The organism is Bacteroidota bacterium, assembly GCA_016715945.1.
Lineage (GTDB): Bacteria > Bacteroidota > Bacteroidia > Bacteroidales > F082 > JALNZU01.
The window spans coordinates 317141-342171 of the sequence record JADJXJ010000003.1; the positions used below are offsets into that span (position 1 = coordinate 317141).

General features: G+C 52.2%; 17 protein-coding genes, 1 tRNA gene and 1 riboswitch. Of the genes, 2 read left to right on the forward strand and 16 right to left on the reverse strand.

Features of this window, described 5'->3' with window-relative positions; genetic code table 11:
• The 11 genes from IPM52_11645 to metH all read right to left on the reverse strand — a co-directional run bounded on the left by IPM52_11645 (position 1) and on the right by metH (position 17619).
• Positions 1–753 (reverse strand): hypothetical protein, encoded by a 753-nt coding sequence (locus IPM52_11645; GenBank protein ID MBK9292263.1) that lies wholly within the window; start codon positions 751–753, stop codon positions 1–3.
• 440 nt (positions 754–1193) lie between these two features.
• A tRNA-Pro gene (locus IPM52_11650) sits at positions 1194–1267 on the reverse strand.
• A 69-nt stretch (positions 1268–1336) separates the two neighbouring features.
• Entirely contained in the window at positions 1337–2392 is a 1056-nt protein-coding gene (locus IPM52_11655; GenBank protein MBK9292264.1) for a glycosyltransferase family 4 protein, read from the reverse strand.
• Positions 2393–2493: 101 nt separating this feature from the next.
• A complete protein-coding gene (locus tag IPM52_11660) occupies positions 2494–4956 on the reverse strand; it encodes a helix-turn-helix domain-containing protein (protein ID MBK9292265.1) in 2463 nt (820 codons plus the stop codon).
• Between the two features lie 19 nt (positions 4957–4975).
• Positions 4976–6487 carry a VCBS repeat-containing protein gene (locus tag IPM52_11665; GenBank protein MBK9292266.1) on the reverse strand — a complete coding sequence of 504 codons (1512 nt, stop codon included), beginning with the start codon at positions 6485–6487 and terminating at the stop codon, positions 4976–4978.
• Positions 6462–9257, reverse strand: a complete 2796-nt coding sequence (locus IPM52_11670; GenBank protein ID MBK9292267.1) for a response regulator — start codon at positions 9255–9257, stop codon at positions 6462–6464. The genes IPM52_11665 and IPM52_11670 overlap by 26 nt, the downstream gene beginning before the upstream one ends.
• Before the next feature lie 103 nt (positions 9258–9360).
• Positions 9361–9789, reverse strand: a complete 429-nt coding sequence (locus tag IPM52_11675) for a response regulator (GenBank protein MBK9292268.1) — start codon at positions 9787–9789, stop codon at positions 9361–9363.
• Positions 9790–9937: 148 nt separating this feature from the next.
• Positions 9938–12070: a S9 family peptidase gene (locus IPM52_11680; protein MBK9292269.1), complete on the reverse strand. Its 2133-nt coding sequence runs from the start codon at positions 12068–12070 to the stop codon at positions 9938–9940.
• A 29-nt stretch (positions 12071–12099) separates the two neighbouring features.
• On the reverse strand, positions 12100–12828 hold the full coding sequence (locus tag IPM52_11685) for a geranylgeranylglyceryl/heptaprenylglyceryl phosphate synthase (protein MBK9292270.1): 729 nt from the start codon (positions 12826–12828) through the stop codon (positions 12100–12102).
• A gap of 80 nt (positions 12829–12908) precedes the next feature.
• A complete protein-coding gene (metF, locus tag IPM52_11690; protein MBK9292271.1) occupies positions 12909–13874 on the reverse strand; it encodes a methylenetetrahydrofolate reductase [NAD(P)H] in 966 nt (321 codons plus the stop codon).
• Positions 13875–13926: 52 nt separating this feature from the next.
• Positions 13927–17619, reverse strand: coding sequence for a methionine synthase (gene metH / locus IPM52_11695; protein MBK9292272.1), 3693 nt, complete (start codon positions 17617–17619; stop codon positions 13927–13929).
• A gap of 125 nt (positions 17620–17744) precedes the next feature.
• A riboswitch (SAM riboswitch) is annotated at positions 17745–17863 on the reverse strand.
• 212 nt (positions 17864–18075) lie between these two features.
• Between metH and IPM52_11700 the strand changes: the two genes are divergently transcribed.
• On the forward strand, positions 18076–19503 hold the full coding sequence (locus IPM52_11700; GenBank protein MBK9292273.1) for an adenosylhomocysteinase: 1428 nt from the start codon (positions 18076–18078) through the stop codon (positions 19501–19503).
• Between the two features lie 182 nt (positions 19504–19685).
• On the opposite strand, the gene IPM52_11705 is transcribed toward IPM52_11700, so the two are convergent.
• From IPM52_11705 to gpmA, 5 genes are all read right to left on the reverse strand, one after another.
• On the reverse strand, positions 19686–20441 hold the full coding sequence (locus IPM52_11705; GenBank protein ID MBK9292274.1) for a response regulator transcription factor: 756 nt from the start codon (positions 20439–20441) through the stop codon (positions 19686–19688).
• 167 nt (positions 20442–20608) lie between these two features.
• Positions 20609–21667, reverse strand: coding sequence for a histidine kinase (locus tag IPM52_11710; protein ID MBK9292275.1), 1059 nt, complete (start codon positions 21665–21667; stop codon positions 20609–20611).
• 62 nt (positions 21668–21729) lie between these two features.
• On the reverse strand, positions 21730–22473 hold the full coding sequence (locus IPM52_11715; GenBank protein MBK9292276.1) for a hypothetical protein: 744 nt from the start codon (positions 22471–22473) through the stop codon (positions 21730–21732).
• 235 nt (positions 22474–22708) lie between these two features.
• The gene (locus IPM52_11720) at positions 22709–23521 is read right to left on the reverse strand and encodes a serine/threonine protein phosphatase (protein ID MBK9292277.1); all 813 of its coding nucleotides are present in this window, start codon (positions 23519–23521) and stop codon (positions 22709–22711) included.
• A 17-nt stretch (positions 23522–23538) separates the two neighbouring features.
• On the reverse strand, positions 23539–24285 hold the full coding sequence (gpmA, locus tag IPM52_11725) for a 2,3-diphosphoglycerate-dependent phosphoglycerate mutase (protein ID MBK9292278.1): 747 nt from the start codon (positions 24283–24285) through the stop codon (positions 23539–23541).
• Positions 24286–24386: 101 nt separating this feature from the next.
• Between gpmA and IPM52_11730 the strand changes: the two genes are divergently transcribed.
• The gene (locus IPM52_11730) at positions 24387–25010 is read left to right on the forward strand and encodes a polysaccharide deacetylase family protein (protein ID MBK9292279.1); all 624 of its coding nucleotides are present in this window, start codon (positions 24387–24389) and stop codon (positions 25008–25010) included.
• Positions 25011–25031: the final 21 nt, after the last annotated feature.

Sequence of the window (25031 nt, forward strand, 5' to 3'; positions counted from 1 at the left end):
TTATCCTGCCACCTTGAATACAAAGCTATTGTGCAGGCGGGCTTTCTCCTCAATCAGCGTGAGGAAGTGTGTTGACCGCTTCAGCTGGCGAACCATTTCGAGGCATTTCGAAAAATTGCCTTTTTCGCGGTACAATTCACAGAGGAAGAGCCGGTTCTGCTCTCGCTCTTCGTTGCTGCGCAATAGTTCAATGAGTCGTTGTATGTTGCTGATATGCAGTTGCCTGTATCCCATAAAGGCCAGGTTTTGCCTGGTTTGATTCCGACGGCTGGCCCGCCAGTGTGCAAAACTTGATTTTCCCGAGAGCAGTTGGCTTATGCTGGCTTCGCTGCGTTGCCTGATCAGGTTGTTGATGGCCCAGAGCAATTTTTTGCGCAGGTAGATCTCCAGCTCGCTGTTCAGAGGGCGAATGCATTGCAGCAGTTGGCGATAGTGTTCGATGAGGGCTATTTTGCCGTCGCAGTTGCTCGTGTTGCATCCAAACTGATACCAGCTCCCATGGGGATAAATGGTCTGATCTGTTTCGCAGGTGTCGGCATCGCAGGCATGCTTCTCGACTGTGGGCGCCCAGAACAAATGTGCACAAGCCGGACAGGAGATCAGTTTCTGTTCCTCTGCCATCAGGCCATCGCACAACATCAGGCCGTCGGAATACAGCTCCGAGTATTGAACCTCTTCTGGATTGATCTTAACCCCAGAAAGCCGGCTATGGCAGGCCGGACAGCAAATCACGAAGTATTGGAATGCGCTCATGCGGCTGCAAAGTTAACCGAATCACGCGAGCTGGAGGTCAGAGCTTTGTATATTGCGCACGTTGTTTTTAATTAGGATAATAGGCTGTTATTTAGCTATTTATCCGACACCCGTTGTGACTGGATTACCTACGGTGATCCAATTGTGGGGGTGAATCAAACCCAAAAAGCCACCGCTGCGCTGCAGCGCGTCTTTTTTGCTGCTGTCCGGCTTTAAACTTCGTTTAGCCGTCCAACAACAAAAAAGCCGTCCCTTTGGATGGCTTTTTGGTTTTGTCGGGGTGACTGGATTACCTTCGGTGATCCGTTAATGGGGGTGAATCAAACCCAAAAAGCCACCGCTGCGCTGCAGCGCGTCTTTTTTGCTGCTGTCCGGCTTTAAACTTCGTTTAGCCGTCCAACAACAAAAAAGCCGTCCCTTTGGATGGCTTTTTGGTTTTGTCGGGGTGACTGGATTCGAACCAGCGGCCTCTTCGTCCCGAACGAAGCGCGCTACCGGGCTGCGCTACACCCCGCCCTGAAAACAAGGCTGCAAAATTAAACATCTTTGGCCTACATAGCAAATCAGAAATGCGCGGGATTTTTTATTCCTCTGATTTTCCGGCATGGTGCAACATAGCTTCCATATGGTCTTCCAGGGTGATTTTCCTCGTTTGGGCAAAATTGGCTGGGATGGAAAATGTTTCTCTGTCGAAATTGCTTATGGCCTCAATCCACTGTTCCGGCTGATTGTGGGCAAGGATAAGTCCTTCAGTGCTCTGAACTATTTCGGCTGCGCCCACCTTGTCCGAAATGATCACAGGAGTCCCGCACTGCAGGGCTTCGGCAACAATCTGTCCGTAAGGCTCATACACCGACGGATGGAGGAGGGCATCGGCGGCCACATAGAAATCGCGCGGATGATCGAAGAATCCGAGATAATGCACATTTGGCAGGTTTGTTTTTACTTCGGGTGCGCCGATGATTATCAGCTCATTGTTAGTGTTCCTGAGTTTTTCGAACACCTTAAGAAGCAGGGGCAGTCCTTTGCGACGATGGGCAAGCGAGGAGAAAAGAAAATATCGTATGTCCTGCTGCCAACCCAGACGTTTTCTGATTTGCGCGCGTTCCAGGCTATCGGCCCTGGCAAAACTATGGGTATTCAGTGGCGGATAAATTACCCTGATTTTCTTTGCCGGGATGTTGTACAATTCAACCATCTCGTTCTGCATCATCCTCGAGGCTGCAAAAATCAGCCTGGAGTGTTCGAACGAGCGCCTGTCGAGTCGAATTTGTTCCAGGTCGCTGAGCGAGCAGGCCTTGCGTTCCAGGCTGCGCAGGTAGCCAAGGTGGTTTCCGGGGCTGAGTACGTATTGCTGGTGGCTGGTACGCCCGAGCGAGAGGCTGAAATCGTAGGAATGATGGCGCATGAAACTTCCCAGGCGTTGATCGAATCCCCGCTGTCTGAAAGGTCGGGGCAGGATGCCTGCCCCAATCTTATGCACTTTGCTGCCCTGAGGCAACACTATTTCAGGGTTGTACTTTGCACATACCACGTCCACCTCATGACCTTGCTGATGGAAATAGCTGATGTAATTTTTGAGCCGGGTTTCGAGGCCTCCAAAATGAATCAGGCGGTAATGGATCAATGCGACTTTCATGCAGGGCAGGTTTGTAAATTGCAGCAGGCGGCAAAGGTACAATTTGTTGAAGCGCCTGCATTTGTGAAGCGAGCGGTCTTCATGCGCCAACAAAGATAAAATCAGGGTGCAGTGTTGTTTTTGAACCGGGCTTTATGCCGCAAGGCAGCCCTCACCAGCCGGAGCTCAATCCAGCTGAATTCTTCGCCCAGCACCTCGCGGGCCGGCCCCAGCCGGTCGTCGTCCACCGATTCGAAATATTCCTCAATCATCTGCCTTTTGTGCGCATCCACAAGCTCCGAAATACCGATCCTTCCTTCTTCGACTGCAGCTGCGAGGTGTTCCGATACCGTTCCTTGAGATAAGCCCCTCAGCGCTGCAAGGGTTTCGATACTGCATCCGGGATTGTTCAGGTAGATTTCGAGCGTAAGCTCGCGGGTGCTTTTTTTTGCCGCCTGTACGTCAGGTGTGGAAGCTGGCCTCTTCAGATATTCATCCATCAAAGCCATAAGCGTGGAGCCGTACATCGAAATCCTCTTCTTACCCATTCCTTTTACCGATGCTAAACCGGAAACGCTTGCCGGCATCCGTCGGGCGATTTCGTATAAGCTGCTGCGGGGAATCACTTTCGATGGTTCCAGTCCTCTTTTTTGTGCCTCCTCGCGGCGCCATTTGAGCAGCACTTTGAGCAGCGAACTTTCTTCATCAGACTGTGGGCTTTCGCGCCTGGCTCTGGACGGAGTTTCCATCACTGCCAGTGCACGGACCCGGAGAAATTTACCCAGATTGAAACCTTCTTCCAGTTGCGTCAGACAAGTTTGTTTGAGGTGAACAGCTTTTCGGATTTCCTTTTGCAGTTCTTCGATTGATTTTTGCAGCATTTTGTCGTCGGTCTCAATCTTTTCAGGTAATGCTTTGAAATAAATTTCCAACTGCTGTTTGAAATAGGTTGCTGCCTGCTTCAAACGCTCTTTAAGCGCTTGTTCACCAGATGGTTGGTGAATTTTGTTGACCAGGTAGTTTAGTTGAGGTTCGAATTTTTTACCTATATCTTCCAGATGGTTGCGGGCAAAGGCAAGCGATTCGGCCAGTGTTTCGGCTAAGCCCGGCATAAGGCTGTTGCTGTTACGTCGCGCGAGTCGCAGCAGTTGTTCGTGTGCAGCCAGCATATCTCCGAAACTAAACAGGGCAGTGAGCAGCTGACCGACAAAAGCCCTGTTGTGTGCTTCGAATTCCGAAGGCCCCGGCATGGCAAGCTTCTGCTCATCGAGCCAGTTGTTGATGTTTTGTTGGCTGATGATGGCATGGGCGGGAATGCTGCTTTTGAAAACCAGCCCCTCGAGGCTTCGGCAGCGGCTCAGGGCCACATACACCTGGCCGTGTGCAAATGCCTGTGCGGCATCGATGATTACCTTGTCGAAGGTAAGGCCCTGGCTTTTGTGGATGGTTACGGCCCAGGCAAGGCGCAGCGGCAGTTGGGCAAAGGTGCCCATAACCTTCTCGCTTACGTTTTTCGTTTCCGGATCAAGATCATACACAATGTTTTGCCATTCAATGGGCCTCGCGCTGATGGGTTCGCTGATCCCTTCGCAAGCCACTTCCACCGTGTTGTCATCCTCGTCAATGTGTACAACTTTGCCTATCAGTCCGTTATAGTATTGTTTTTCCGGTCCCGGATCGTTTTTCACAAACATTACCTGTGCTCCTGGCTTTAGTTCGAGCACCTGCTGGGTGGGGAAGATGTGTTCCGGAAAGTCGCCCTTAATCTTTGCATTAAATTCAGATACAGGTGCTCTGATGGCCGCCAGCCGCGATTGGTTGATTTCGTCGGCCATGCGGTTGTGCGTGGTCAGGGTGATGTAACCTTCGGTTTCGAATTGGCTCATGTCGGGATTAAATCTTTGGTTGAGCTCATCGAGTACCTGTTTCGACGGGTTTCCGCCCCGCACGGCATTCAGAATGGCAATGAAACGATCGTCGGTTTGGCGGAAGACTTTCTCGAGGGTAATGGTTACAAACCGGCTTTGGCTGAGCGCAATGCTGTTGAAGAAGAAGAGGTCGGAATAATGTGCGCGCAACAGCTCCCAGTCTTCGTTTTTGACGATGGGGGGCAGTTGCAGCAGATCGCCTATCATCAGAAGCTGGACGCCCCCAAACGGCTGGCTGTCTTTTCGGTAATGCCTCAGCACCTCGTCGATGGCATCGAGCAGATCGGCCCTCACCATGCTGATTTCGTCAATCACAATAAGGTCGAGGCTTCGGATGAGGTCGAGCTTCGATTTGCGCATCTGCATCCCGAACGACTTGTTGCCATTCGGATCATTGCGTTTCAGCGCAGTTCCGGGCGGTATGGGTCCCAAAGGCAATTGAAAGAAGCTGTGGATGGTTTGCCCTCCTGCATTGATGGCCGCCACACCCGTGGGCGCCAGCACCACAAAGCGTTTGGCGGTGAGCGATGACAAGCTGCGCAGAAAGGTGGTTTTGCCCGTACCCGCACGACCAGTCAGAAAGATGTGGGTATTGGTGTAATTAACGAAATCTTCGGCCAGCTTTAGCGGCGTTTCGTGGTTGACTGACGCTGCCAAGATATTGGTTTGTTGGTGTTTACCAGTTAATGTAGTGAATGATGTAGCCGTCCTGACGGTAGCGGGCAATCACGGTTTGCCGGCCTTCTTCGGCATCCTGCACACTCACAAAGGCATTGCTGGTGCGGTGCCCGCGGTCGGCCCACCCCCAGCCGGGATAGCGGCTGATCAGGCGGTGGTTGAATTCGTAGTTGAGATCGAAGTCCTTCTTTTCCTGATGTATGTTGCTCACAAAACCATGGTAGGCCTTCTTGCCCGTATTCTCCGGGTCGCAGTAGCACGATGAGAACACAAAATAATACTTGGGTCCCTGAGCAATTTCCATAGGAAGTGGTTGTGGCTCAGGATATTCCTCCTCAGAGGGTCGAACCCTCAGGGTGTTGCGGTACACCGTGGCATGGAGGTCGAAGCACACATCAATGCCGGCCAGGAAAAGATCGGGAGACCCGTTGTTGTCAAAATCGCCGAAACGAGCCACGCCGTTAACCACGCCGGGAAGGCCTCCTTTAATGTCGCGAAAGCCTTTTCCTGACTGGTTTTCAAGAACAATGGTATAAGGTCGTTCGAGGCTTTCGCCCGTGATGACCACATCGGGCCATCCGTCGCCGTTGTAATCGGCAGCATCCACCGAGCCATGCATCAGCTGACGAATACCAGCCCTGTTGCCCTCGGAGAACCTTCCGGAGGCGCTGCCCAGATAATAGGTCGAAAAAGGATTGCCGCTGCGTGTTTCGCCGGTGATGAAAAAGTCGGGATAGCCATCCCTGTTAAAATCGGCGAACACTGCAGCGCTGTATTTGAGTCCGGGAAACGACTGGCCGCTTTCTCTGAAGGTGCCATTGACATTTGTGTAGATGCGGGTTATCAGTCCGTTGGTTGTTTGTCCGCTGATCAGGATGTCGGGCCAGCCATCTTTGTTTACGTCCTGCCAGATGGCCAGGCCATGTTTTACCCCCGGAAGGCTGCTTCGGATCTCGCGCAATGCGCCGTTTTCGTTTTTAAGTACGATGGTGCGAAAGTTCCCCTGCGCATCCCGGCCGGTGAGCAGCAGGTCAATTTTTCCATCGCGGTCGAAGTCGGCAAAATGCACCGATCCCTCTGCCAGAGCGGGTACCTGGGCTGCAGATTTTTTGAATGAGCCATCGCGTTGCTGAAGCCAGATGCCGGCTACAGGTTGACCGCCCTGGCCGAAGCCGCTGATGACAATATCCTGCAGGTCATCGCCATCAAAGTCGGCAGCATCCACTGCACCATGCACCACCTGGGGTAGGCCGGAGGCTTGTGATGCAAATTCGTTTCTTGATATTTGTCTGATAATCAAAGTTCTGACCGAGGGACTCGCCTTTGCCTCACCGGTAGCAAGCACATGAAGCCTGTTGCCACTCCTAAACCAGACGGCGTTGGCATTCGCCAGCCCCGGCGCTTTGGTGTTTACCGCCTGGAACACCTGAGCCACCGCAGGCAACGAAAACATCAGGCCTGCGATCAATAAGGTTCTGAACGTCCTATTGGGCAGCATCACCTTGATCATCGTGAAGGAATTCTACAGGTTGACCGAGCCTGGTTTCGGGATCGAAAAACAATTGCAGTAGGGAATAAAGCTTTTCCAGGCTTAGTGGTTTGCTCAGGTAGGAGTCGAAGCCCTGACGGAGATAATATTGGGCATCGCCGGCCAGTGCAAAGGCTGTGATAGCTACAATGGGTTTGGTATATTTTTCCTTGCGCAATGCACGTAAAGCGCCCACCCCGTCCAGTTCGGGCAGTTGGATGTCCATGAGCACAAGGTCGGGTTGTTCTTCACGGGCGATTTCTATGGCTGTATATCCATTGGAGGCATGCAGCACAGTGATGCCTGATCGCTTGAGCATGTTGTTGAGCAGGTGAAAGTTGGCCTCGACGTCTTCGACAACCAATACTTTCTTGTCCGAATAGTCGGGATAGTCTTTGAGGGCATCTTTGTCGGTAAACTGGCAGGGAATGGTGAAATAGAAAGTGGTGCCTTTGCCCTCCACGGATTCCACCCACATCTTGCCGCCAAGCAGCTGGGCCAGCTGGCGCGATATGGCCAGACCTAGTCCGGTGCCTCCGTATTGCTTGGTATGTGAATCGTCGGCCTGCCTGAACCGGTCGAAAATGACATCGAGCTTCGACTCGGGAATGCCGATGCCTGTGTCTTTCACATAAAACTCATATTGGTCGTCCACGCGTATCACACCAAACTCAATGTTTCCCTGATGTGTGAACTTCACAGCATTGCTTAGCAGGTTGGTGAGGATTTGCTGGAGCCTTAGTTTGTCGGTATGCACGGTATAGTTCTCGCTGGCCTCTTTATTTGAGAGCACAAGCTTAACGTCGTTTTTCCCGTTGAGGTCGAGCTGTTTTCTGAAAGTTTGCTGCAAGGTTTCCATCAGGGCGCCCAGTTCGAAGGTGGCGGGGATGATTTTCAGCTCGCCAGCTTCAATCTTCGAGATGTCGATGATGTCGTTGATCAGGTTGAGCAGCAGCTGGCCGCTGGATTGGATGGTGTTGATAAACTCCTGCTTTTCTTCGGGCTCGTAGTCATCGGACGGCAGCAGGTCGGCAAATCCCAGGATGGCATTCATGGGTGTGCGGATCTCGTGGCTCATATTGGCAAGAAATGCCGACTTGAGCTTGTCGGATTCTTCGGCCTTGTTTTTGGCTTTGATCAGGTCGGTTTCGTATTTTTTTACCTCCGAGAAGTCTTCAATGATGATTACCATTCCGCTGAAATTGCCATCCAGATGCAGGCATTTGCCACGCATACGCAACCATTTCAGTTGCTTGCTCAGAATGATGCGGAATGTGGTCTCGGGCAGGGGCATGTGATGAGTGTGCGCACCAAACCAGAGTTCCCTTATTTTTTGCTGCTCACCGGGTACAATATGCTTAAACCAGTCGGCTTTCTGAAGCTCTTCGGCACTAAAGCCCAGGTCCTTGAGCTGAGGGTTGAAAAGGCTTGCTTTGCCATCAGGCGAAGTTACGACCACACCCAGGGGCACGGTTTCGATGATAGCCCTGAGCATTGTTTCGCTTTTTGTGAGGGCATCATTGGCTGATTGCAGGTTGTTGCTCTGCTGTCGCAATTCGGAGGTGCGCTCCTCCACCTTCTGCTCAAGCAGCTGATTCATTTCCTGCAGCCTGCGGTTGGCGCGCCTGTTGCGCATCACTACCCTTATGGCAATAACAATCAGCATGCCCATCACCAGGATGACAATAATCAATGCCATCCTCCGGTTTTCGTATTTGGCTTCTTTGAGCTTGAGCTTGAGTATTTCGTTGTTGGCTTCGAGCTGGCTGGTTTCAAATTTCAACTGAAGCCGGGATATTTCTTCGATTCGCTGCCGGCTTCGGAGAGAGTCGCTGAAAGTATTCAGCAGATCGGCATGGACAAGTGCAGCTTCAAAATTGCCCTGGTTCTTTTTGATGTCTTTAAGCAGAGTATGCAGCTCGATCAGGGCGGCGAAATTGCGGCGAGCTTCCAGCCCGGGTTGCACTTCCCTGAGTATTTCAACGGCCTGATCTGTTTTATTGACCTGCCAAAGTATCCTGGCTTTTAAGAGTTGGAATTCTGATTTCCGGGCATCATCAGCAGCAAGGGCCAAAGCTTTGTCGATGTGGTCGAGGGCCTCGTTGTAGCGTTGCATTCGAAGCATCAGCTCGGCCAGACGAAACATGGTGGTAGCAAGTAAGCTTGTTTCCTGACGTTTTTCGAGAATCAGCCGGGCATTGAGCAAAAAATCCAACGCTCTCCAACTGTCGTTTATCAGAGTCAAAACCTCGCCTATGGCCAGATAACTTTTTGCCCTTGCAATCAGGTTGGTATCGTACTCCCGCAAATAGAGGGCATTAAAATGGTAAGACAAGGCACGGTCGTAGTCCCTGGTCAACGCATAGAGCTGCCCGAGTTCGTACATCGATTTTGCGATGTGCGTGGAGTCGCTGAATTGCTGAAATACTGACAATGCTTCGTATTGGCTCTTGACTGCCTCGTCGTAGAGATTCAACATGCGGAGGCTTATTCCTCTGTTGCAATAAAACCGGGCTTTCCACAAGGGTTCAGCAAGCGAGTCGGCCTTGGCGATGCCTTGGTTTGCCAGGCGCAGGGAGAATTGGACATCGAATTTGCGAGCTTTCCGGGCGGAATCGAGCAGGCTTTGAAGTAAGATTTCACGGTCCAGGTGCCTTGAAGTGCTTTGGAGTTCAGGCGCACTGGTTGCTTTGGCAAAACTGAAAGCAGTAGTAAGTAAAATGATTAAAAACAGGACTGGCCGTGAATACATCCCTTTCGCATTGAGCTTAATAAGGCAAATATCAGAAAATTAATTGAATATTCGGCCGGAGCAACAATTTGTCTTGAACCATCTGAGCACATCCCATGATGGCTCAGTTCAGGGTTTCGGATTTGTCGTAAATGATTTTGAACAGTTCTTCGCTGTCCACGGGCTTACCCAGATATCCGTCGAAAGGGGCATTGGTGCGGTCGAAAGCCGGACTTTCGGTGAATGTGCTCATCGAAATCACCGGGATGCGCTTGGTAATGTTTTTGATCCGCTTCGCGGTTTCCATGCCGTCGATGCCTGGCATATTATAGTCGAGTAGTATGAGGTCGAAGTGCTGTCCCTCTTCGATCAGGCCGACTGCGTCGTAACCATTTGAAGACCAGTAAACCTCTGCCCTCAGCCTGCTTAGCATGGCTTTGATCAGCAGGAAATTTACCCTGAGATCGTCAACCACCAGCACCCTGAGGTTTGATGTTGAGTTTTGTATCTGTTTTGGCCGCTCAGTCATAGGTAAGGTTGCTGAAAACATCATGGACAGGTTCAATTAGTTTTGTCACATATAACGATCCCAAATTAAGTGCCAAAGTCATAAAAGACTATAAAACAAATGATTAGAAGGTGTTCAAATTAAGGGCTTTTCCATTTTTAATAATTTCTTCCAAAAATCAGAAAGTTTATCATTAGAGGTTTTCCATGAAATATGAGGTAATTTTCCTGATCAGATGCGCCCTGTCGCGTCCGCGCACGTTGTGCGGGTGACCGGTGTACACAAAGAAGTCGGCCAGTTTCATTTCTTCCACAAACCGACGCAGCAGGGCAAGGCTATGTTGCATCACCACCACGTCGTCCATGTCGCCGTGCATAATGAGCAGCTTGCCCTGAAGTTTTGCGGCCTGATTCAGCAGGCTGGTATTTTGGTACCCCTCGGGATTTTCATCGGGGGTATCCATATAGCGTTCGCCATACATGATTTCGTAGTACTTCCAGTCGGTTACCGGACCGCCGGCAGTGGCCACTTTGAAAATTTCCGGGTGGTTGAGTTTCAGGCTGATGCTCATAAAACCGCCGTAGCTCCAGCCGTCCACCCCGATTCTTTCGGCATCCACAAAAGGAAGGCTTTGCAGATAATCAATGCCAACAAGCTGGTCGGCCATTTCCACCTGGCCAAGCCTGCGGTGGATCACATGCTCAAAGGCTTTTCCGCGGTTGGCCGAGCCGCGGTTGTCGAGGGTGAACACCACAAAACCCTGTTGCGCAAGATATAGCATGTAAAGGTTTGCGCCTCCGAGCCAGCTGTTGGTCACCAATTGGGCGTGTGGCCCGCCATATACGTAAACAACCACCGGATATTTCTTGTCCGGAATCAAACCGGCAGGTTTGATCAGCCGGGCATGAAGCGTACTCCCATCTTCGGCCCTGAGTTGTACCAGTTCAATGTCGGGCATGAGGATATTTGCCAGCGGATTCTGGGCTTCGTGTATGGTTTTCAATGTTTTGCCATTGCGGTCGATGATTTGTGTTTTTCGGGGGGTCACAATGTTCGACCAGGCATCAATGAGGTGGTTGCCGTCGGCCGAAAGCATGGCTTTGTGCTGGCCACCCTCGGAGGAAAGCATGCGTAGTTTGCCATCTCTCAGGTTGACGGCATAGACGTTTTGTTCGAGCGGGGTTTCGCGCGTTGCCAGAAAGAAGACCTGTGTGGCTTTCTGGTCAAAACCGATCACTTCGGTCACCATCCAGGCTCCTGAGGTGAGCTGCCTGATGAGCTTGCCATCGACTTCGTACAGATACAGGTGGTTGAAACCGTCGCGCAGGCTGGGCCAGACGAAGCGTCCGCTGTTCCCCGGCAGGAAGTATAGCGGCGTAAGTGGCTCTACCCAGGTGTCGGCCTTTTCTTCGAAAATGGTAGCCATCAACCGGCCACCGGCTGCTTCGTAGCGGTTCATTTTCAGGTGGTTTTGCCCGCGGTTGAGCAAACCGATATAGATGCTGCGGCCATCGGGATGCCAGGTGACGGCTGTAAGGTATTGCTCGGCGGGTTCGCCGGTTTGCATGGCCACAGTGCTTGTTTCGGCCAGGTCGTACACCATCAGACTCACCTGGTGGCTGGTCATGCCTGCCATAGGATAGCGGATGGGCTGGTGACTTGCAATACGTTGGGCGATGTCGGCCAGGGGATAGGTTGTCACCATGCGTTCGTCCATGCGGTAATAAGCAAGTTTGCTGCCATCGGGCGACCAGAACAGTCCTTTGTTGATGCCAAACTCATTCCGGTGTACACTTTTGCCGCATTCCACCCCCGGGGGTTCGTTGCTCACCTGCCGGTGTTCCAAGCCATCAAACACGAATACATTGTTTTCGATGGTGTAGGCAATTCTCAGGGTGGGAAGATGGATCTCGGCCTGTGCTGCATTTTTCGGCAGGCTTGTCAGTCGTTCGACCTGTAGAGGATTGATTATGAGAACATAATAATCCTGTCCGCTCCGGAACAAGGCCTTGCCGGAAGCAACCCATTGAAATTGGGGAAATCGCCTCAGGCTATCCAGACCGCTTTCGCGCAGGCTTTTGTTGAGCTGCTGAAGCGAGAAAAGGGTGTCGTTCGCTATTTGACTGACAGTGTTTTTTATCAGGTAATTATCCGAAACCCAGGTGTATTCTCCGGCATTGGAGGTCCATTGCACCTGACTCAGGCCGCGGGGAAACAGGGCAGGGTTTATGCCTGCGGCATCTTCGGGGGTAAGCGCGAGGTGTTGTGCGCCACGGGGCTGAACAAGCAGCAAAAGCCAGGTGGCAAGGCTGAGCAAATGTTTCATGATCAGGAAGATATTCTATGTTTTTTGGTTTATATCTGACGGATAGCGGCTGCGAACTGGGGTGTCAGCCCGGGCTGTTTTTCGAGGATATTGCCCACTACCACCACATCGGCTCCGGCTGCGGCCATTTGGCCGGCCAGCTCCGGCTCACGGATGCCGCCGCCAACAATCAGGGGTACCCCGATGCTTTTGCGAACCTCGCGGATCATGCTTGTGGGCACAGGGTTGAAGGCGCCCGAGCCGGCATCCATAAATATCAGTTTCAGGCCCAGCATCTCACCAGCCATAGCCGTGCAGATGGCAATGTCGTTTTTGTCCGACGGAATGGGTACGCTGTTGCTCATATAGCTCACCGAAGTAGGCCGGCCGCTGTCGATAAGCATGTAGCCTGTCGCAATTACTTCGAGGCCGCTCATTTTGAGGTAAGGCGCGGCAATCACGTGCCTGCCGATGAGCATTTCGGCATTGCGCCCCGAGATGAGCGACAAAAAAAGGAATGCATCGGCATGCCTGCTCAGCTGGTAGGAATTGCCCGGAAACAAAACGATCGGGATGTGTTTGGCTTCGGCACGCAGGATTTTGATGCAGCTTTCGAGATTGTCGTTGGTGAGCAGCGAACCGCCAACAAAGAAAAAGTCCACACCCCCCTCAGCAGCGTAACCTGCAAGGGTGTGCAGCGATTTGTCGCTCGGTTTGTCGGGATCGATCAGGACGGCAAACTTGCGGCCGGGCTTCAGAAAATGGTCATAAACAGGCATGGCGGGCAATTGGATTGCCCAAATTTAGCCATTTTGAAAGTATTCGTTTTAAAAGTTTTTCAACACAGCTTTGGCTGGTCTCAGAATATTTCGCGTGCAATGGCTGCAATGTTGTCGGCCCTGCCCATTGTATAGTAATGAATGGCCGGCACGCCTGTAGCTTTGAGCTCTTTGCTCTGAGCCACAGCCCATTCCACACCCAGCTTGCGCACCTGATGGTTGTCGGTGCATTTGCGCACCTCTTTCATCAGGGCTTCAGGCAGGTCGATGTTGAATGTTTGGGGCAGGGTTGAGAGCTGATTCAGGCTGGCCAGAGGTTTCAGCCCCGGGATGATTGGCACCATGATGCCTGCTTCGCGACAACGCGCTACAAAGCTGAAATACTTTGAGTTGTCGAAAAACATCTGGGTGATCACAAACGAAGCTCCTGCCTCAATCTTTTTCTTTAGGTAATAGAGGTCTGAATCCATATTGGGGGCTTCGATGTGTTTTTCGGGATAACCGGCCACCCCAATGCAGAAATCAGTGGGTGTGGCATTGAGCAGGTCGTCTTCGAGGTAGATGCCTTTGTTGAGGTTGGCGATTTGTTTCACCAGCTCGATGGCATGGGCATGGCCACCTTTTTCCGGTTGAAAATATTTCATGCCGGCCTGGGCATCGCCACGAATGGCCAGAAGATTTTTAATGCCAAGAAAGTGAAGGTCGATCAGGGCGTTTTCGGTTTCCTCGCGTGTGAAGCCGCCGCAAATGATGTGTGGTACCACATTGGCTCCATAGCGAAACATGATGGCTGCTGCAATGCCTACGGTGCCCGGACGCTTGCGGATGGTGCGCCGCTCTATCAGGCCGTTAGGCAGGTTTTTGTAAACAAACTCTTCCTGATGATAGGTGACGTTGATGAAAGCCGGGTCGAACTCCATCAGCGGGTCGATGGTTTTCTGGATATTTTCGATGTTTTGTCCTTTGAGCGGTGGCAAAAGCTCGAACGAAAACAATGTGCGATCCGATGCGGCAATTTTTTCGGTTACTTTAGGTAGATTGAACATAATCCGGTAGCTGAGATTTGATGAGTGCAGTGTACAGGTGAATATGTCGTAACTATTTGTAATTCAGGTTTGCATTGAGCAGGCGTTCGGCCTCGGCCATGCTCAGGTTTTTGCGTCGGGCATAGTCTTCCAGCTGGTCACGGCCTATCTTTCCCACGTTGAAATATTGGCTGTCGGGGTGAGCAAAATAGAACCCACTTACAGCGGCCGGGGGTTGCATGGCATAATTTTCGGTAAGCGAAACGCCGGTATGCTTTTGTGCATCGAGCAGCTGGAAAAGAATTTCTTTCTCGGAGTGTTCCGGGCAGGCCGGGTAGCCGGGTGCGGGCCGTATTCCCTGATAAGCTTCGGCGAGCAGCTCGCTGATGTGGAGGTTTTCACCGGAAGCATAGCCCCAGATTACCTTTCGCACGTGCTCGTGCAGCCACTCGGCAAAGGCTTCGGCCAGTCGATCGGCCAAAACCTTGGTCATCAGGGCATTGTAATCGTCGTTGTCTTTTTCGAACTGGTTGGCAAGTTCCTGGACACCATGCCCGGCCGTGACCACAAATGCGCCGATATAATCGCGGATAGCGGCTTCGCGAGGTGCCACAAAATCAGCCAGGCACAGGTTGGGGATGCCTTCGGGTTTAAGTTGCTGATTGCGCAGAAACGAGAACCTGCAAACCTGTTCAAGGGGCTTTTGGCTGTCGAACACCACCACATCGTCGCCTTCGGACAAGGCTGGAAAAATACCGGCCACGCCATCGGCCCGGAGCAATTTGTTGTCGATGATGTGCTTAAGCAATGCACGGGCATCGTTGTAGAGCTTGCGGGCCTCTTCGCCTTTGACGGGATCGTTGAAAATCTGCGGGAATTTGCCGCTGAGCCGCCAGGAATGGAAGAAAAACGTCCAGTCGATGTAGGGCTCAAGTGCCTGGAGCGGGAAGTCGTTGAAAACCGTGATTCCTTGTTTGGCAGGAGCGTAAACGGTTGTGGAATTGAACACGCCAATGTATTTGTTTTTGCGTGCTTCGTCCAGACTGATGAAAGATTCCTCGGCTTTGCTCTTCTGGTATTTCTGTCTCAGGTTTTGGTAGCGTTCCTTCATGCTGCGCAAAAAGTTATCGCGTCGTTCGGGTGGGGCAAGCAGTTCGCTGATCACTCCGGTCACACGTGAGGCGTCGCGCACATGAATCACGGGTTTGCTGTAGGCGGGTGCAATTTTCACGGCCGTGTGCACCTCTGAGGTTGTGGCTCCTCCGATCAGCAATGGCCAATGCAGCCCAAGGCGTTCCATTTCGGATGCCACGTGCACCATTTCCTCGAGCGAAGGTGTGATCAGTCCGCTCAGGCCGATGATATCTACCTGTTGTTCTTTGGCCGTTTGCAATATTTTCTCGGCCGGAACCATCACGCCCAGGTCAATCACCTCGAAGTTGTTGCACGCAAGTACCACGCCTACAATGTTTTTTCCGATGTCGTGCACATCGCCTTTTACCGTGGCCAGCAGTACTTTGCCTGCCGAGCTGCTGTCGCTCACTTTTTCGGCTTCGATGTATGGTAGCAGCGTGGCGACTGCTTTTTTCATCACCCTTGCGCTTTTGACCACCTGAGGCAGAAACATTTTTCCTGATCCGAACAGGTCGCCCACTACGGCCATACCGTCCATAAGCGGGCCTTCGATCACGTCGAGTGCTCGTTGATATTTAGGTCTGGCTTCGAGCACATCCTGTTCAATGTGTTCGGCAATGCCTTTGATCAGAGCATGTTTCAGCCGCTCTTCAACGCTGAGCCGGCGCCACGATTCATCTTCCTTTGCGCCTGCAGTGCTCTTTGATTTCACCTTTTCGGCATAGGCCAGCATGCGCTCGGTGGCATCGCTCCGGCGATTCAGCACCAGGTCTTCGGCCAGCCCGAGCAGTTCTGGCTCAATGGTGTCGTAAACCTGAAGCTGGCCGGGGTTAACAATCCCCATGTCCATTCCGGCTTTGATGGCGTGATAAAGAAACACCGAGTGAATGGCTTCGCGCACTGTATCGTTGCCACGAAAGGCAAAGCTGAGGTTGCTCACCCCACCGCTTACTCTGGCATGAGGCAGGTGTTGCTTGATCCAGGCAGTTGCCCGGATGTAATCCACTGCATAATTATTGTGCTCCTCAATGCCGGTCCCGATAGCTAAGATATTGGGGTCGAAGATGATATCGTGTACCGGAAAACCCACTTCCCCTGTTAGAATGCGATAGGCCCGGCTGCAAATCTCTATTTTTCGCTCAAAGGTGTCGGCCTGGCCTTTCTCGTCGAAAGCCATCACCACCAGGGCAGCGCCATATTTCATGATGGTGCGGGCCTGTGTTTTAAATACTTCTTCGCCTTCCTTGAGGCTGATGGAGTTCACGATGGCTTTTCCCTGCAGACATTTCAGCCCCGCTTCGATGACTTCGAAACGGGAAGAGTCGATCATCACCGGAATACGGGCTATTTCGGGATCGGACATGAGCATGTGAAGAAAACGCACCATCTCCTCCCTGGCATCGAGCAGGGCATCGTCCATGTTCACATCTATGATCTGTGCTCCGCCTTCCACCTGATGGCGGGCAATGCTCAGGGCTTCCTCATATTTTTTTTCCCGGATCAGCCTGGCAAACATGCGCGAGCCACTCACATTGGTGCGTTCGCCAATGTTGATAAAGTTCGACTGACGACTGATTTTTAAAGGCTCAAGGCCAGTGACCACAGTAGTGCCTTCAAAGCTGAGGCGGTCGGGCAACGGACGGGGTCGGGCGCTACGTGCCAGGCCGGAAAAACGGGAAATATGCTCGGGTGTGGTGCCGCAGCAGCCGCCAACGATGTTCACAAAACCATGGGTGAGAAAGTCTTGGATGTGCTCGCCCATCTCCTCAGGGCTTTCGTCGTATTCGCCGAACTGGTTGGGCAGTCCGGCATTGGGGTAAGCGCTCACGGCAAAAGGTGCATGATGCGCAAGCTCTTCTATATAAGGTCGCATTTCCTTTGCGCCCAGCGCACAGTTGAGTCCTATGCTCAGCAAATCGACATGTGCAAGCGAATGCAGGAAGGCGGTCACGGTCTGGCCCGACAGGGTGCGTCCGCTGGCATCGGTAATTGTGCCCGATACCATCACCTGAAGCTTGCGCCCCAACTCCTCCTGCAGCCGCTGTATGGCAAACAGGGCTGCCTTGGCATTGAGGGTATCGAAGACGGTTTCTACCAGCAGGGCGTCGGCCCCGCCTTCGATGAGTGCTGCGGCTTGTTCGTAATATGCCTCGGCCAGTTGGTCGAATGTAACTGCCCTGTAGCCAGGGTCGTTAACGTCGGGCGACATCGAGGCTGTTTTGTTGGTAGGCCCTATTGCGCCTGCCACATATCTGGGCTTCGAAGGGTCGAGGGCGGTAAATTCATCGGCAGCCTGACGGGCAAGACGGGCCGCTGCCAGGTTGATATCGCGCACCCAGCGCTCGGTGCCGTAATCGGACTGCGAAATGCTGGTGGCATTGAAGGTGTTGGTCTCGATGATGTCGGCTCCGGCCTGCAGATATTGCCGGTGAATGGCCAGCACAATGTCGGGGCGGGTGAGGCAAAGCAGGTCGTTGTTGCCCTTGAGGTTGTGGGGGTGATCGGGATAAAGCGTTCCGCGGTAATCTTCTTCCTGCAACTTGTACCGTTGTATCATGGTGCCCATGGCACCATCGAGCACAAGCACCCTTTGCCTGATGAGTTCGCTTAAAGTTGGTTTCGATGTGTTCATAATGAGCATATTGTGTCATGCGCCCCGAATGGCGTATGCCGGCAAAAGAGATACGTTCCTGTTGTCAGGAAACTTAAACCCTACAGGCAATCGATTGTTCTGCGCACATGACTTCAGACACATTTAATTTATAATCTCCTCGCCAAGGACCTTCCGTGGCGGGATTAGGTTTTAGCACCACTCCCCGGGGGGAAGGTTGCTAGAGCTTCGCTGAGCCTAATCTCTCCGCTCTTCTTTATAAATCAATGCCTCAGCTGATAAAGGGAGGGATTGATGTTGGGGCAAAAATAATTGTTTTCGGTATGGCAGCTCATTGCTGCTCAATGTTTTTTCGCAAAAGTTAAATTTTGGTACACCAATGCTGTTTTTGAACAAAGCTAAGCGCCGAACGTTGGTTTGGGTGTGGCTAAAACAATTAATTTTGCCATCCGTTTTTACACAACATATTGATTTTACATGCAAAACGTTCAAACTGACATTGATCTCCGCTACAAAGTGGCCGATATCAGGCTGGCCGATTGGGGCCGTAAGGAAATAGAGATTGCCGAAAAGGAGATGCCGGGGCTGATGTCGCTCCGCGCCAAGTTTGGCAAAGAGAAACCGCTCAGGGGTGCACGCATCTCGGGCAGCCTGCACATGACCATTCAGACTGCCGTGCTCATTGAGACCCTGGTTGAGCTTGGGGCCGAGGTGCGCTGGGCCAGCTGCAACATCTTTTCCACCCAGGATCATGCCGCTGCGGCCATTGCTGCTGCCGGTATCCCGGTGTTTGCCTGGAAGGGCGAAACGCTCGAGGAATACTGGTGGTGCACCAAACAGGCCCTGACTTTCGAGGATGGCCTCGGCCCGCACCTAGTTGTGGACGATGGTGGCGATGCCACGCTGATGATTCACAGGGGATACGACGTAGAGCGCAACCCGGCCTTGCTCGACGAAAAGCCCTCCAATGCCGAAGAAGCTGCTTTCATGAAGATACTGCGCGAGACCTTTGAAGCTGATCCCCAGCATTGGCACCGCACGGTGGAAAGCTGGGCCGGAGTTTCGGAAGAAACCACTACCGGCGTCCACCGGCTCTATCAGATGAAAGAAGCCGGCAAACTGCTGGTTCCTGCCATCAATGTGAACGACTCGGTGACAAAATCGAAATTCGACAACCTGTATGGCTGCCGCGAGTCGCTGGCCGACGGTATCAAACGGGCCACCGACGTGATGCTGGCCGGCAAGGTTTGCGTGGTGCTCGGATTTGGCGATGTGGGCAAAGGATCGGCACGCTCGCTCAGGGCCTATGGCGCACGCGTACTGGTCACCGAAATCGACCCCATCTGCGCACTGCAGGCCGCCATGGAAGGTTATGAAGTGACCACCATCGAAGACGCACTCGAAATTGGCAACATCTATGTGACCGCCACCGGCAACAAGGATGTCATCACACTCGAACACATGCGCCGCATGAAAGACCAGAGCATCGTCTGCAATATCGGCCATTTCGACAACGAGATTCAGATGGACCGCCTCAATGCTGCTCCGGACGTGGTGCGTACCAACATCAAACCTCAGGTGGACAAATACACCTTCGAAAATGGCAACTCCATCTTCGTGCTCGCCGAAGGAAGGTTGGTCAACCTGGGATGCGCCACCGGCCACCCCAGCTTTGTGATGAGCAACTCGTTTACCAACCAGACCCTGGCCCAGATCGACCTCTGGAAGAACCGCGGAAAATACCCGGTAGATGTGTATCGCCTGCCCAAACACCTCGATGAGGAAGTGGCCCGCCTGCACCTGGAACACATTGGAGTAAAGCTCACCAGGCTTACCCCCGAACAGGCTGCCTACATAGGCGTACCCGTGGAAGGTCCCTACAAACCCGAACATTACCGTTACTGATTTTTCTGCCACGAACCTCACTACGAGGCTTAGCAGAAAGCTATATTCAAAACCGATGCAAAGGCCAGATGGTTGCCTTTGCATCGGTTTTTTTTAAGATCAGTGGGTTGCAGCCTGGCCGGATATGCCAGCCAAAGAAACCGTGTGGAATCCAACTGGGTGCTGATGAGCCGGGGAGTGGGTCAGAAGTCGAACTCCCGCCTGAGGTCTTTGATGCGGCTCTTGCTCACGCTTACTTCGTTGCCGTTTTTAAGTATAAGGAGGTAGCTCTCTTTGCCATATTGCTCAATGCGTTGCACCTGGTTGATGTTCACAATAAACGAGCGGTGCACCCTGATGAAACGCTCCTGCGGCAACTGCGACTCCAGGCGCTGCATGGTTTCTTTTTTCATAAAGCGCCCTTCAGGCGTGTGGATCATTACGTAATCGTCCTGAGCTTCAATCTGTTGGATGTCTTCCAGAGGAATGACGTGAATTTTGCTTCCGCTTTTCACCACAATGCGTTCCAGGGGTTTGTCTGTTGCAACCATTTGCTGAACAAGCTTTTCCACGCCTGCCTGGTTGGATTGTTTCATCCTGAACCGCTCCACAACCTTATCCACTGCCTGCCTGAGCCTTTGGCGCGAAAAGGGTTTCATCAGGTAATCTACTGCGTTGAGTTCGAAGGCTTTGATGGCAAATTCGTCGTAAGCCGTAGTAAACACAACTTCCGGCAGGGTATCAAGCAACTCAAGCATTTCGAAACCCGTGAGCTTGGGCATCTGGATATCCAGAAAAATCAGATCGGGTTGAAGTTCCTGTATGCTTTTCAGGCCTTTGAAACCATCGGAACACTCCCCAAGCAGGTCGATTTCAGGCATTTGCGTCAGAAAGCTGCGAAGCAGGTTGCGTGCCGGCTCCTCGTCTTCGATGATTAATGTGCGGATTCGTGTTTGCATTTGCTGGGCTGAGGTTCTGGGTTCAGTTACTGGGTTCAGGTTGCTTGGCGCAGGATGCTTGGTTCGGGTTACTGGGTTGGTTGCAAATCACATCCAAATTCTTTGAATTTCAGAATCTTTGAATCTTTGAATCTTTGAATTTTTGAATCATCGAATTTCTCCAACCTTCACCCAATCCTTTGCCTGGGTATGCGTAAAATTACTTCAAATTCTATTTTGCCGAGTTTGATTTCGAGCAGGTCGTTGCGGTGGTAGAGCAGTTGCAGGCGTTGGCGGATGTTTCTCAGGCCGATGCCCTCGCCTTTCGGGCGGGTGGCCTCGGGGTCGAAGTCGTTGATGATATGCAACTCGATGAAATCGTTGTTGGGTTCGCAGCGCAATTCGATGAGCACTTCCTCGGTGCTGTTGTGCACTCCGTGTTTGATGGCGTTTTCGAGTAGCGGTTGCAGAATCAGGTTTGGAATCTGGGCGTCGAGGCAGGCAGGGGGTATGATGGCGTTGTATTTCAGGCGTTTGCCAAACCGGACCTTTTCGATGTCGAGGTAGCGTTCGGCATTCTCCAGTTCATTGCGGAGCAAGGTGGTTTCGTGCCGGTCGTGGCTGAGGGCGTAGCGCATGAAATCGGAAAGTTTGATGACCATCTCCTGTGCTTTGTCGGGGTCGGTCATGGTGAGCGAGCTGATCGAGTTGAGGCTGTTGAACAGAAAGTGAGGGTTGATCTGCGATTTAAGGGCATTGAGTTCGGCCTCGCGCACCAACCGGCTCAGCTCGGCTTCGGCTTTCATCTTGTGCTGCAGGTCTTCATAATACATCATTATATAATATAGGAGTACGAACACCAGGTAGTAAAAACTGCCAATGATACCCCTCCAGGGAAGCGAAGCCTGAAGGAAGTCGAGGTATTCGGTATTGTTGTTTTCAATGGTCTGCATGATGAAATAACCGCCTCCCAGCCATATGGTCACCGACAGGATAGCCACCAGGGCATGATTTACCACCAGGTCGAAGAGCTCTGTCTTTTCTTTCAGGTTGAAGCGCAACACATACCAGAGCACAAATCCGATAATGGCCATCATCAGGTTGAATACCAGCGCATCGGTCAGGCTGGCCAGCACATCCAGGTCCTGATAATAGTTGAGCACCACAGTTTGCACCGCCACGACAAAAAACAGCACCATCAGGTAGGCCATCAGGTAGCTGCGGTTTTTTACGATGGGGTTGAGCATGGTTTTGGGCTTTGTGTGTGGGTTTGGGGTTCAGCAGCTTGCCACTGCCTTTTTAATTGCGATCAGTAGCTTTTGATTTCGATGCCACCAAAAATCACTACACCTTTGATTACCAAAGTCTTATCCGGATTGAAGGCTGCCGGCATAATGCGTTTGTCGCTCACTCCGCCAAAAATGGATACGGCTTCGGTTTTAACCTGCCAGTCGTCGGGTACAATCAGGTTTGAACCTCCAAAGATGACCACCGCATCGATGACACATCCTTGTGGAGCCGGGGTGGCTTTGATCAGGTTGATATCCGAGCCGCCGAAGATATTGGTCAGTTTTCCGCCACGGAAGTTTTCCGAGATAAAGCGCATATCGCCACCGCCGAAAACGGCTGTCTCGTTAAAGAATTCCTGATCGCTCTCGCCCTGATGAAAGTTGGACCGGAAGTATTCTCCGGCTTCTTCCATTTTCTTGTTCAGTTTGCGGTCGTTGCGTGTGAGGATGACCAGGCCGATGCCGATAAGGACGGATGGCCAGAGGATATCGCGCAGGCGCAGGCGATAGTCGAAAAGCTCCGGAAGCCAGAAGATTACGCCCAGCCCGATGAGCACCCAGCCGGTGGTTTGGTTGCCTTTGCCGGTCAGGGTGATGAGCCCGATAAAGATGAGCAGTGTCTTCCAGTTGATCAGGTAGTGGCTCAGGTTGACGTCGATCAAACCGAGCGTATCGAGCAGAAGCAGTGCGCCTCCGGCTATGAGCAGCAATCCGGCTACCATTCTTCTGTCTAAGGTGCTTGAATTTCCCGTTTGAGTTTTCATGCGATTAAGGGTTTTTAACATGTTGAATATGACGCAAAAGTAAGGCGGGGATGCGGCGGCCTCAAGGTTTTTTCGGCCAGCTGGAGAAAATGGTCGGCGAATGGCGACAAGGCAGGGGGGAATGCAGCCTGAAGCAAATTCTCAATGTTGTGTCTGTGCCCTGATGCGCTTAGATTCAGGGCGCATTCAGGTTTTAATACGACTGTTGCAGGAATGGAGACTCCCACGGGGATCTTCAGAAATCAATGTTGGGCTGCACAAGCAGCTGGCCTGTTTTGAGCTCAAATGCGGTGAGGTTTCCGTAGCCGGGCCGGTTGGTGATATACACCCCGTTGTCCAGGTCGATAAAGTGATATTTGCCCGAGCGAATAACGTGGTCCATAAACTCCAGGTCGATGGGGGTGTGGCCATGCACAACTTTTTTGTGGCGTATCTTTTCAGGCATCACTTTGAAGTCTTTGGTCCAAAGCATGGCAAAACGGTCGGTAAGCGGGTCGTCGATGCTGAAGTTGAGCCCTGCATGCACGATGATGTGTTTTTCCAGCTCGGCATAATACCTTAGTTTTCGCATCCATTCGATATATTCTTCGGGTATTTCGCCGGCAAACTCCACCCCGAAACTCTCCAGGGTTTGCGCTCCGCCGTGCATTTCCCAGATTTTTTGGGTCTTGGATTTGAATCTGAATCCAAGAAAACTCTTGGTGTTGCGGTCGCTTTCCCACGCCTTGATGCAGTAGTCTTCGTGGTTGCCGATGAGCAGTTTTAGGTTATATCCATCGGCCTCGAGCTTCATGAGGTAGTCCACAACCCCTTTGCTGTCGGGGCCGCGGTCGATATAGTCGCCCAAAAACCAGAGCTCATCGCCCGCACCAGGCCTGATCTGCTGCTCGATAAGCGCTTTGAGGGTTTTGCTGCAACCATGTATGTCGGGGATTACCCAGCTGCGTTGGTTCATGTCGGGCTGCGATAGACGCACCGAAGTTATCACTTTTTTTACAGCCGGTGATGAAACAAAAAAGGCAAAAGCCGACGCTTCTGCCTTTTTCATAAATTGAGGTGATCTGATTATTTTGCTTTGCCCTGGTTGGCCACAGCCTCCATGAGCTTTTTGATTTCTTCGGGGTCGCCCAGGAAGTAGTCCTTCAGCAGGTTCATCTCGTCGTCGAATTCGAAAACGTAGGGGATGGCGGTAGGGATATTGAAGGCGATGATTTCGTCTTCGGTCATATTTTTTAGGTGCATCACCAGGGCACGGAGGCTGTTGCCGTGTGCTGCCACCAGAATTTCGTCATGCTTTTCGAGCGAGGGTTTAATGTCCGATTCCCAGAATGGCAGCATGCGCTCGATCACTTCTTTGAGCGATTCGGTCAGGGGCAGCAGGGAGGGTTCCACATCGGCGTAGCGGGGATCGAGGCGCGGATTGCGCGGGTCGTCCTCGGCCAGAGGCGCCGGCGGCACATCGAAACTGCGCCTCCAGAGCAGCACCTGTTCGTTGCCAAACTTAGCCGCCGTTTCTGCTTTGTTAAGCCCTTGCAGCTCACCGTAGTGTTTTTCGTTCAGGCGCCACGATTTGATTTCGGGAATATACATCATGTCCATTTCCTCGAGCACCAGCCAAAGTGTCTTGATGGCCCTCGACAGGTAGGAAGTATATGCCATACGGGGCCTGAAACCATGAGCTTTAAGCGTTTGACCGCCTTTGCGGGCCTCTTCAATGCCTTGTTCCGACAATGGTACATCGGTCCAGCCTGTGAACACGTTCAGCTTGTTCCAGGTGCTTTCGCCATGTCGCATCAACACAAGTCGTTTCATAATTCCTTATTTTAGGTGGATAATCAGGTTCGTGCAATTCGTCGAGCAAATTTATGACAAGGACGCTTTGAAGCCTGGATTGCGAAGGCTAAATTTGTAGCATGAAGCCTGCAACCGTTCCCGCTTTTCTGCGCATGTTTGTGCCCGGTCTGATCTGGCAGAAGCCTGCCGGCGAAAAGAAAATTTACCTCACCTTCGACGATGGCCCCGATCCTGAGGTGACGCCCGCTGTGCTCGGGTTGCTCGGGCGCTACAATGCACTGGCCACCTTTTTTTGTGTGGGTCAGAATGTGGAACGGCATCCGGAGGTATTTGCCCAAACAGCCAGGCTTGGTCATTTGCAGGGCAACCACTCGTACAACCACCTCAATGGCTGGAAGACTCCTTTGGGCACGTATTACGATAACGTGATGAAATGCCGCGAGCTGGTCAATTCAGCCTGGTTCCGACCGCCCTACGGCCGCATCACTCCGGCTCAGATACATACCTTGCGCAAGGAGTTCAACATTGTGATGTGGTCGGTTTTGAGCTACGATTTCGACCAGCAGATTACCGGGGAGGAATGCCTGCAGCTGGTGATGCGTCATGCCGGCGATGGCAGCATTGTGGTGTTTCACGACAGCCTCAAGGCTGCACCGCGCATGTTGTTTGCGCTGGAGCACACATTGCAACATTTTTCTGAACTGGGTTACCGATTCTGCCGGCTCGACGACCAGCCAACCTAAGCCTATATTTCGCATCTTTGC

Bases quoted from the DNA above. Each gene is read 5' to 3' on its own strand.
- IPM52_11685 (MBK9292270.1), bottom strand. From the start codon at position 12,828: ATGCCTGTTTATGACCATTTTCTGAAGCCCGGCCGCAAGTTTGCCGTC.
- metH (MBK9292272.1), bottom strand. From the start codon at position 17,619: ATGAACACATCGAAACCAACTTTAAGCGAACTCATCAGGCAAAGGGTG.
- IPM52_11715 (MBK9292276.1), bottom strand. From the start codon at position 22,473: ATGAAAACTCAAACGGGAAATTCAAGCACCTTAGACAGAAGAATGGTA.
- IPM52_11645 (MBK9292263.1), bottom strand. From the start codon at position 753: ATGAGCGCATTCCAATACTTCGTGATTTGCTGTCCGGCCTGCCATAGC.
- IPM52_11730 (MBK9292279.1), top strand. From the start codon at position 24,387: ATGAAGCCTGCAACCGTTCCCGCTTTTCTGCGCATGTTTGTGCCCGGT.
- metF (MBK9292271.1), bottom strand. From the start codon at position 13,874: ATGTTCAATCTACCTAAAGTAACCGAAAAAATTGCCGCATCGGATCGC.
- gpmA (MBK9292278.1), bottom strand. From the start codon at position 24,285: ATGAAACGACTTGTGTTGATGCGACATGGCGAAAGCACCTGGAACAAG.
- IPM52_11675 (MBK9292268.1), bottom strand. From the start codon at position 9,789: ATGATGTTTTCAGCAACCTTACCTATGACTGAGCGGCCAAAACAGATA.
- IPM52_11665 (MBK9292266.1), bottom strand. From the start codon at position 6,487: ATGATCAAGGTGATGCTGCCCAATAGGACGTTCAGAACCTTATTGATC.
- IPM52_11670 (MBK9292267.1), bottom strand. From the start codon at position 9,257: ATGTATTCACGGCCAGTCCTGTTTTTAATCATTTTACTTACTACTGCT.
- IPM52_11705 (MBK9292274.1), bottom strand. From the start codon at position 20,441: ATGCAAACACGAATCCGCACATTAATCATCGAAGACGAGGAGCCGGCA.
- IPM52_11720 (MBK9292277.1), bottom strand. From the start codon at position 23,521: ATGAAAAAGGCAGAAGCGTCGGCTTTTGCCTTTTTTGTTTCATCACCG.
- IPM52_11655 (MBK9292264.1), bottom strand. From the start codon at position 2,392: ATGAAAGTCGCATTGATCCATTACCGCCTGATTCATTTTGGAGGCCTC.
- IPM52_11700 (MBK9292273.1), top strand. From the start codon at position 18,076: ATGCAAAACGTTCAAACTGACATTGATCTCCGCTACAAAGTGGCCGAT.
- IPM52_11710 (MBK9292275.1), bottom strand. From the start codon at position 21,667: ATGCTCAACCCCATCGTAAAAAACCGCAGCTACCTGATGGCCTACCTG.
- IPM52_11680 (MBK9292269.1), bottom strand. From the start codon at position 12,070: ATGAAACATTTGCTCAGCCTTGCCACCTGGCTTTTGCTGCTTGTTCAG.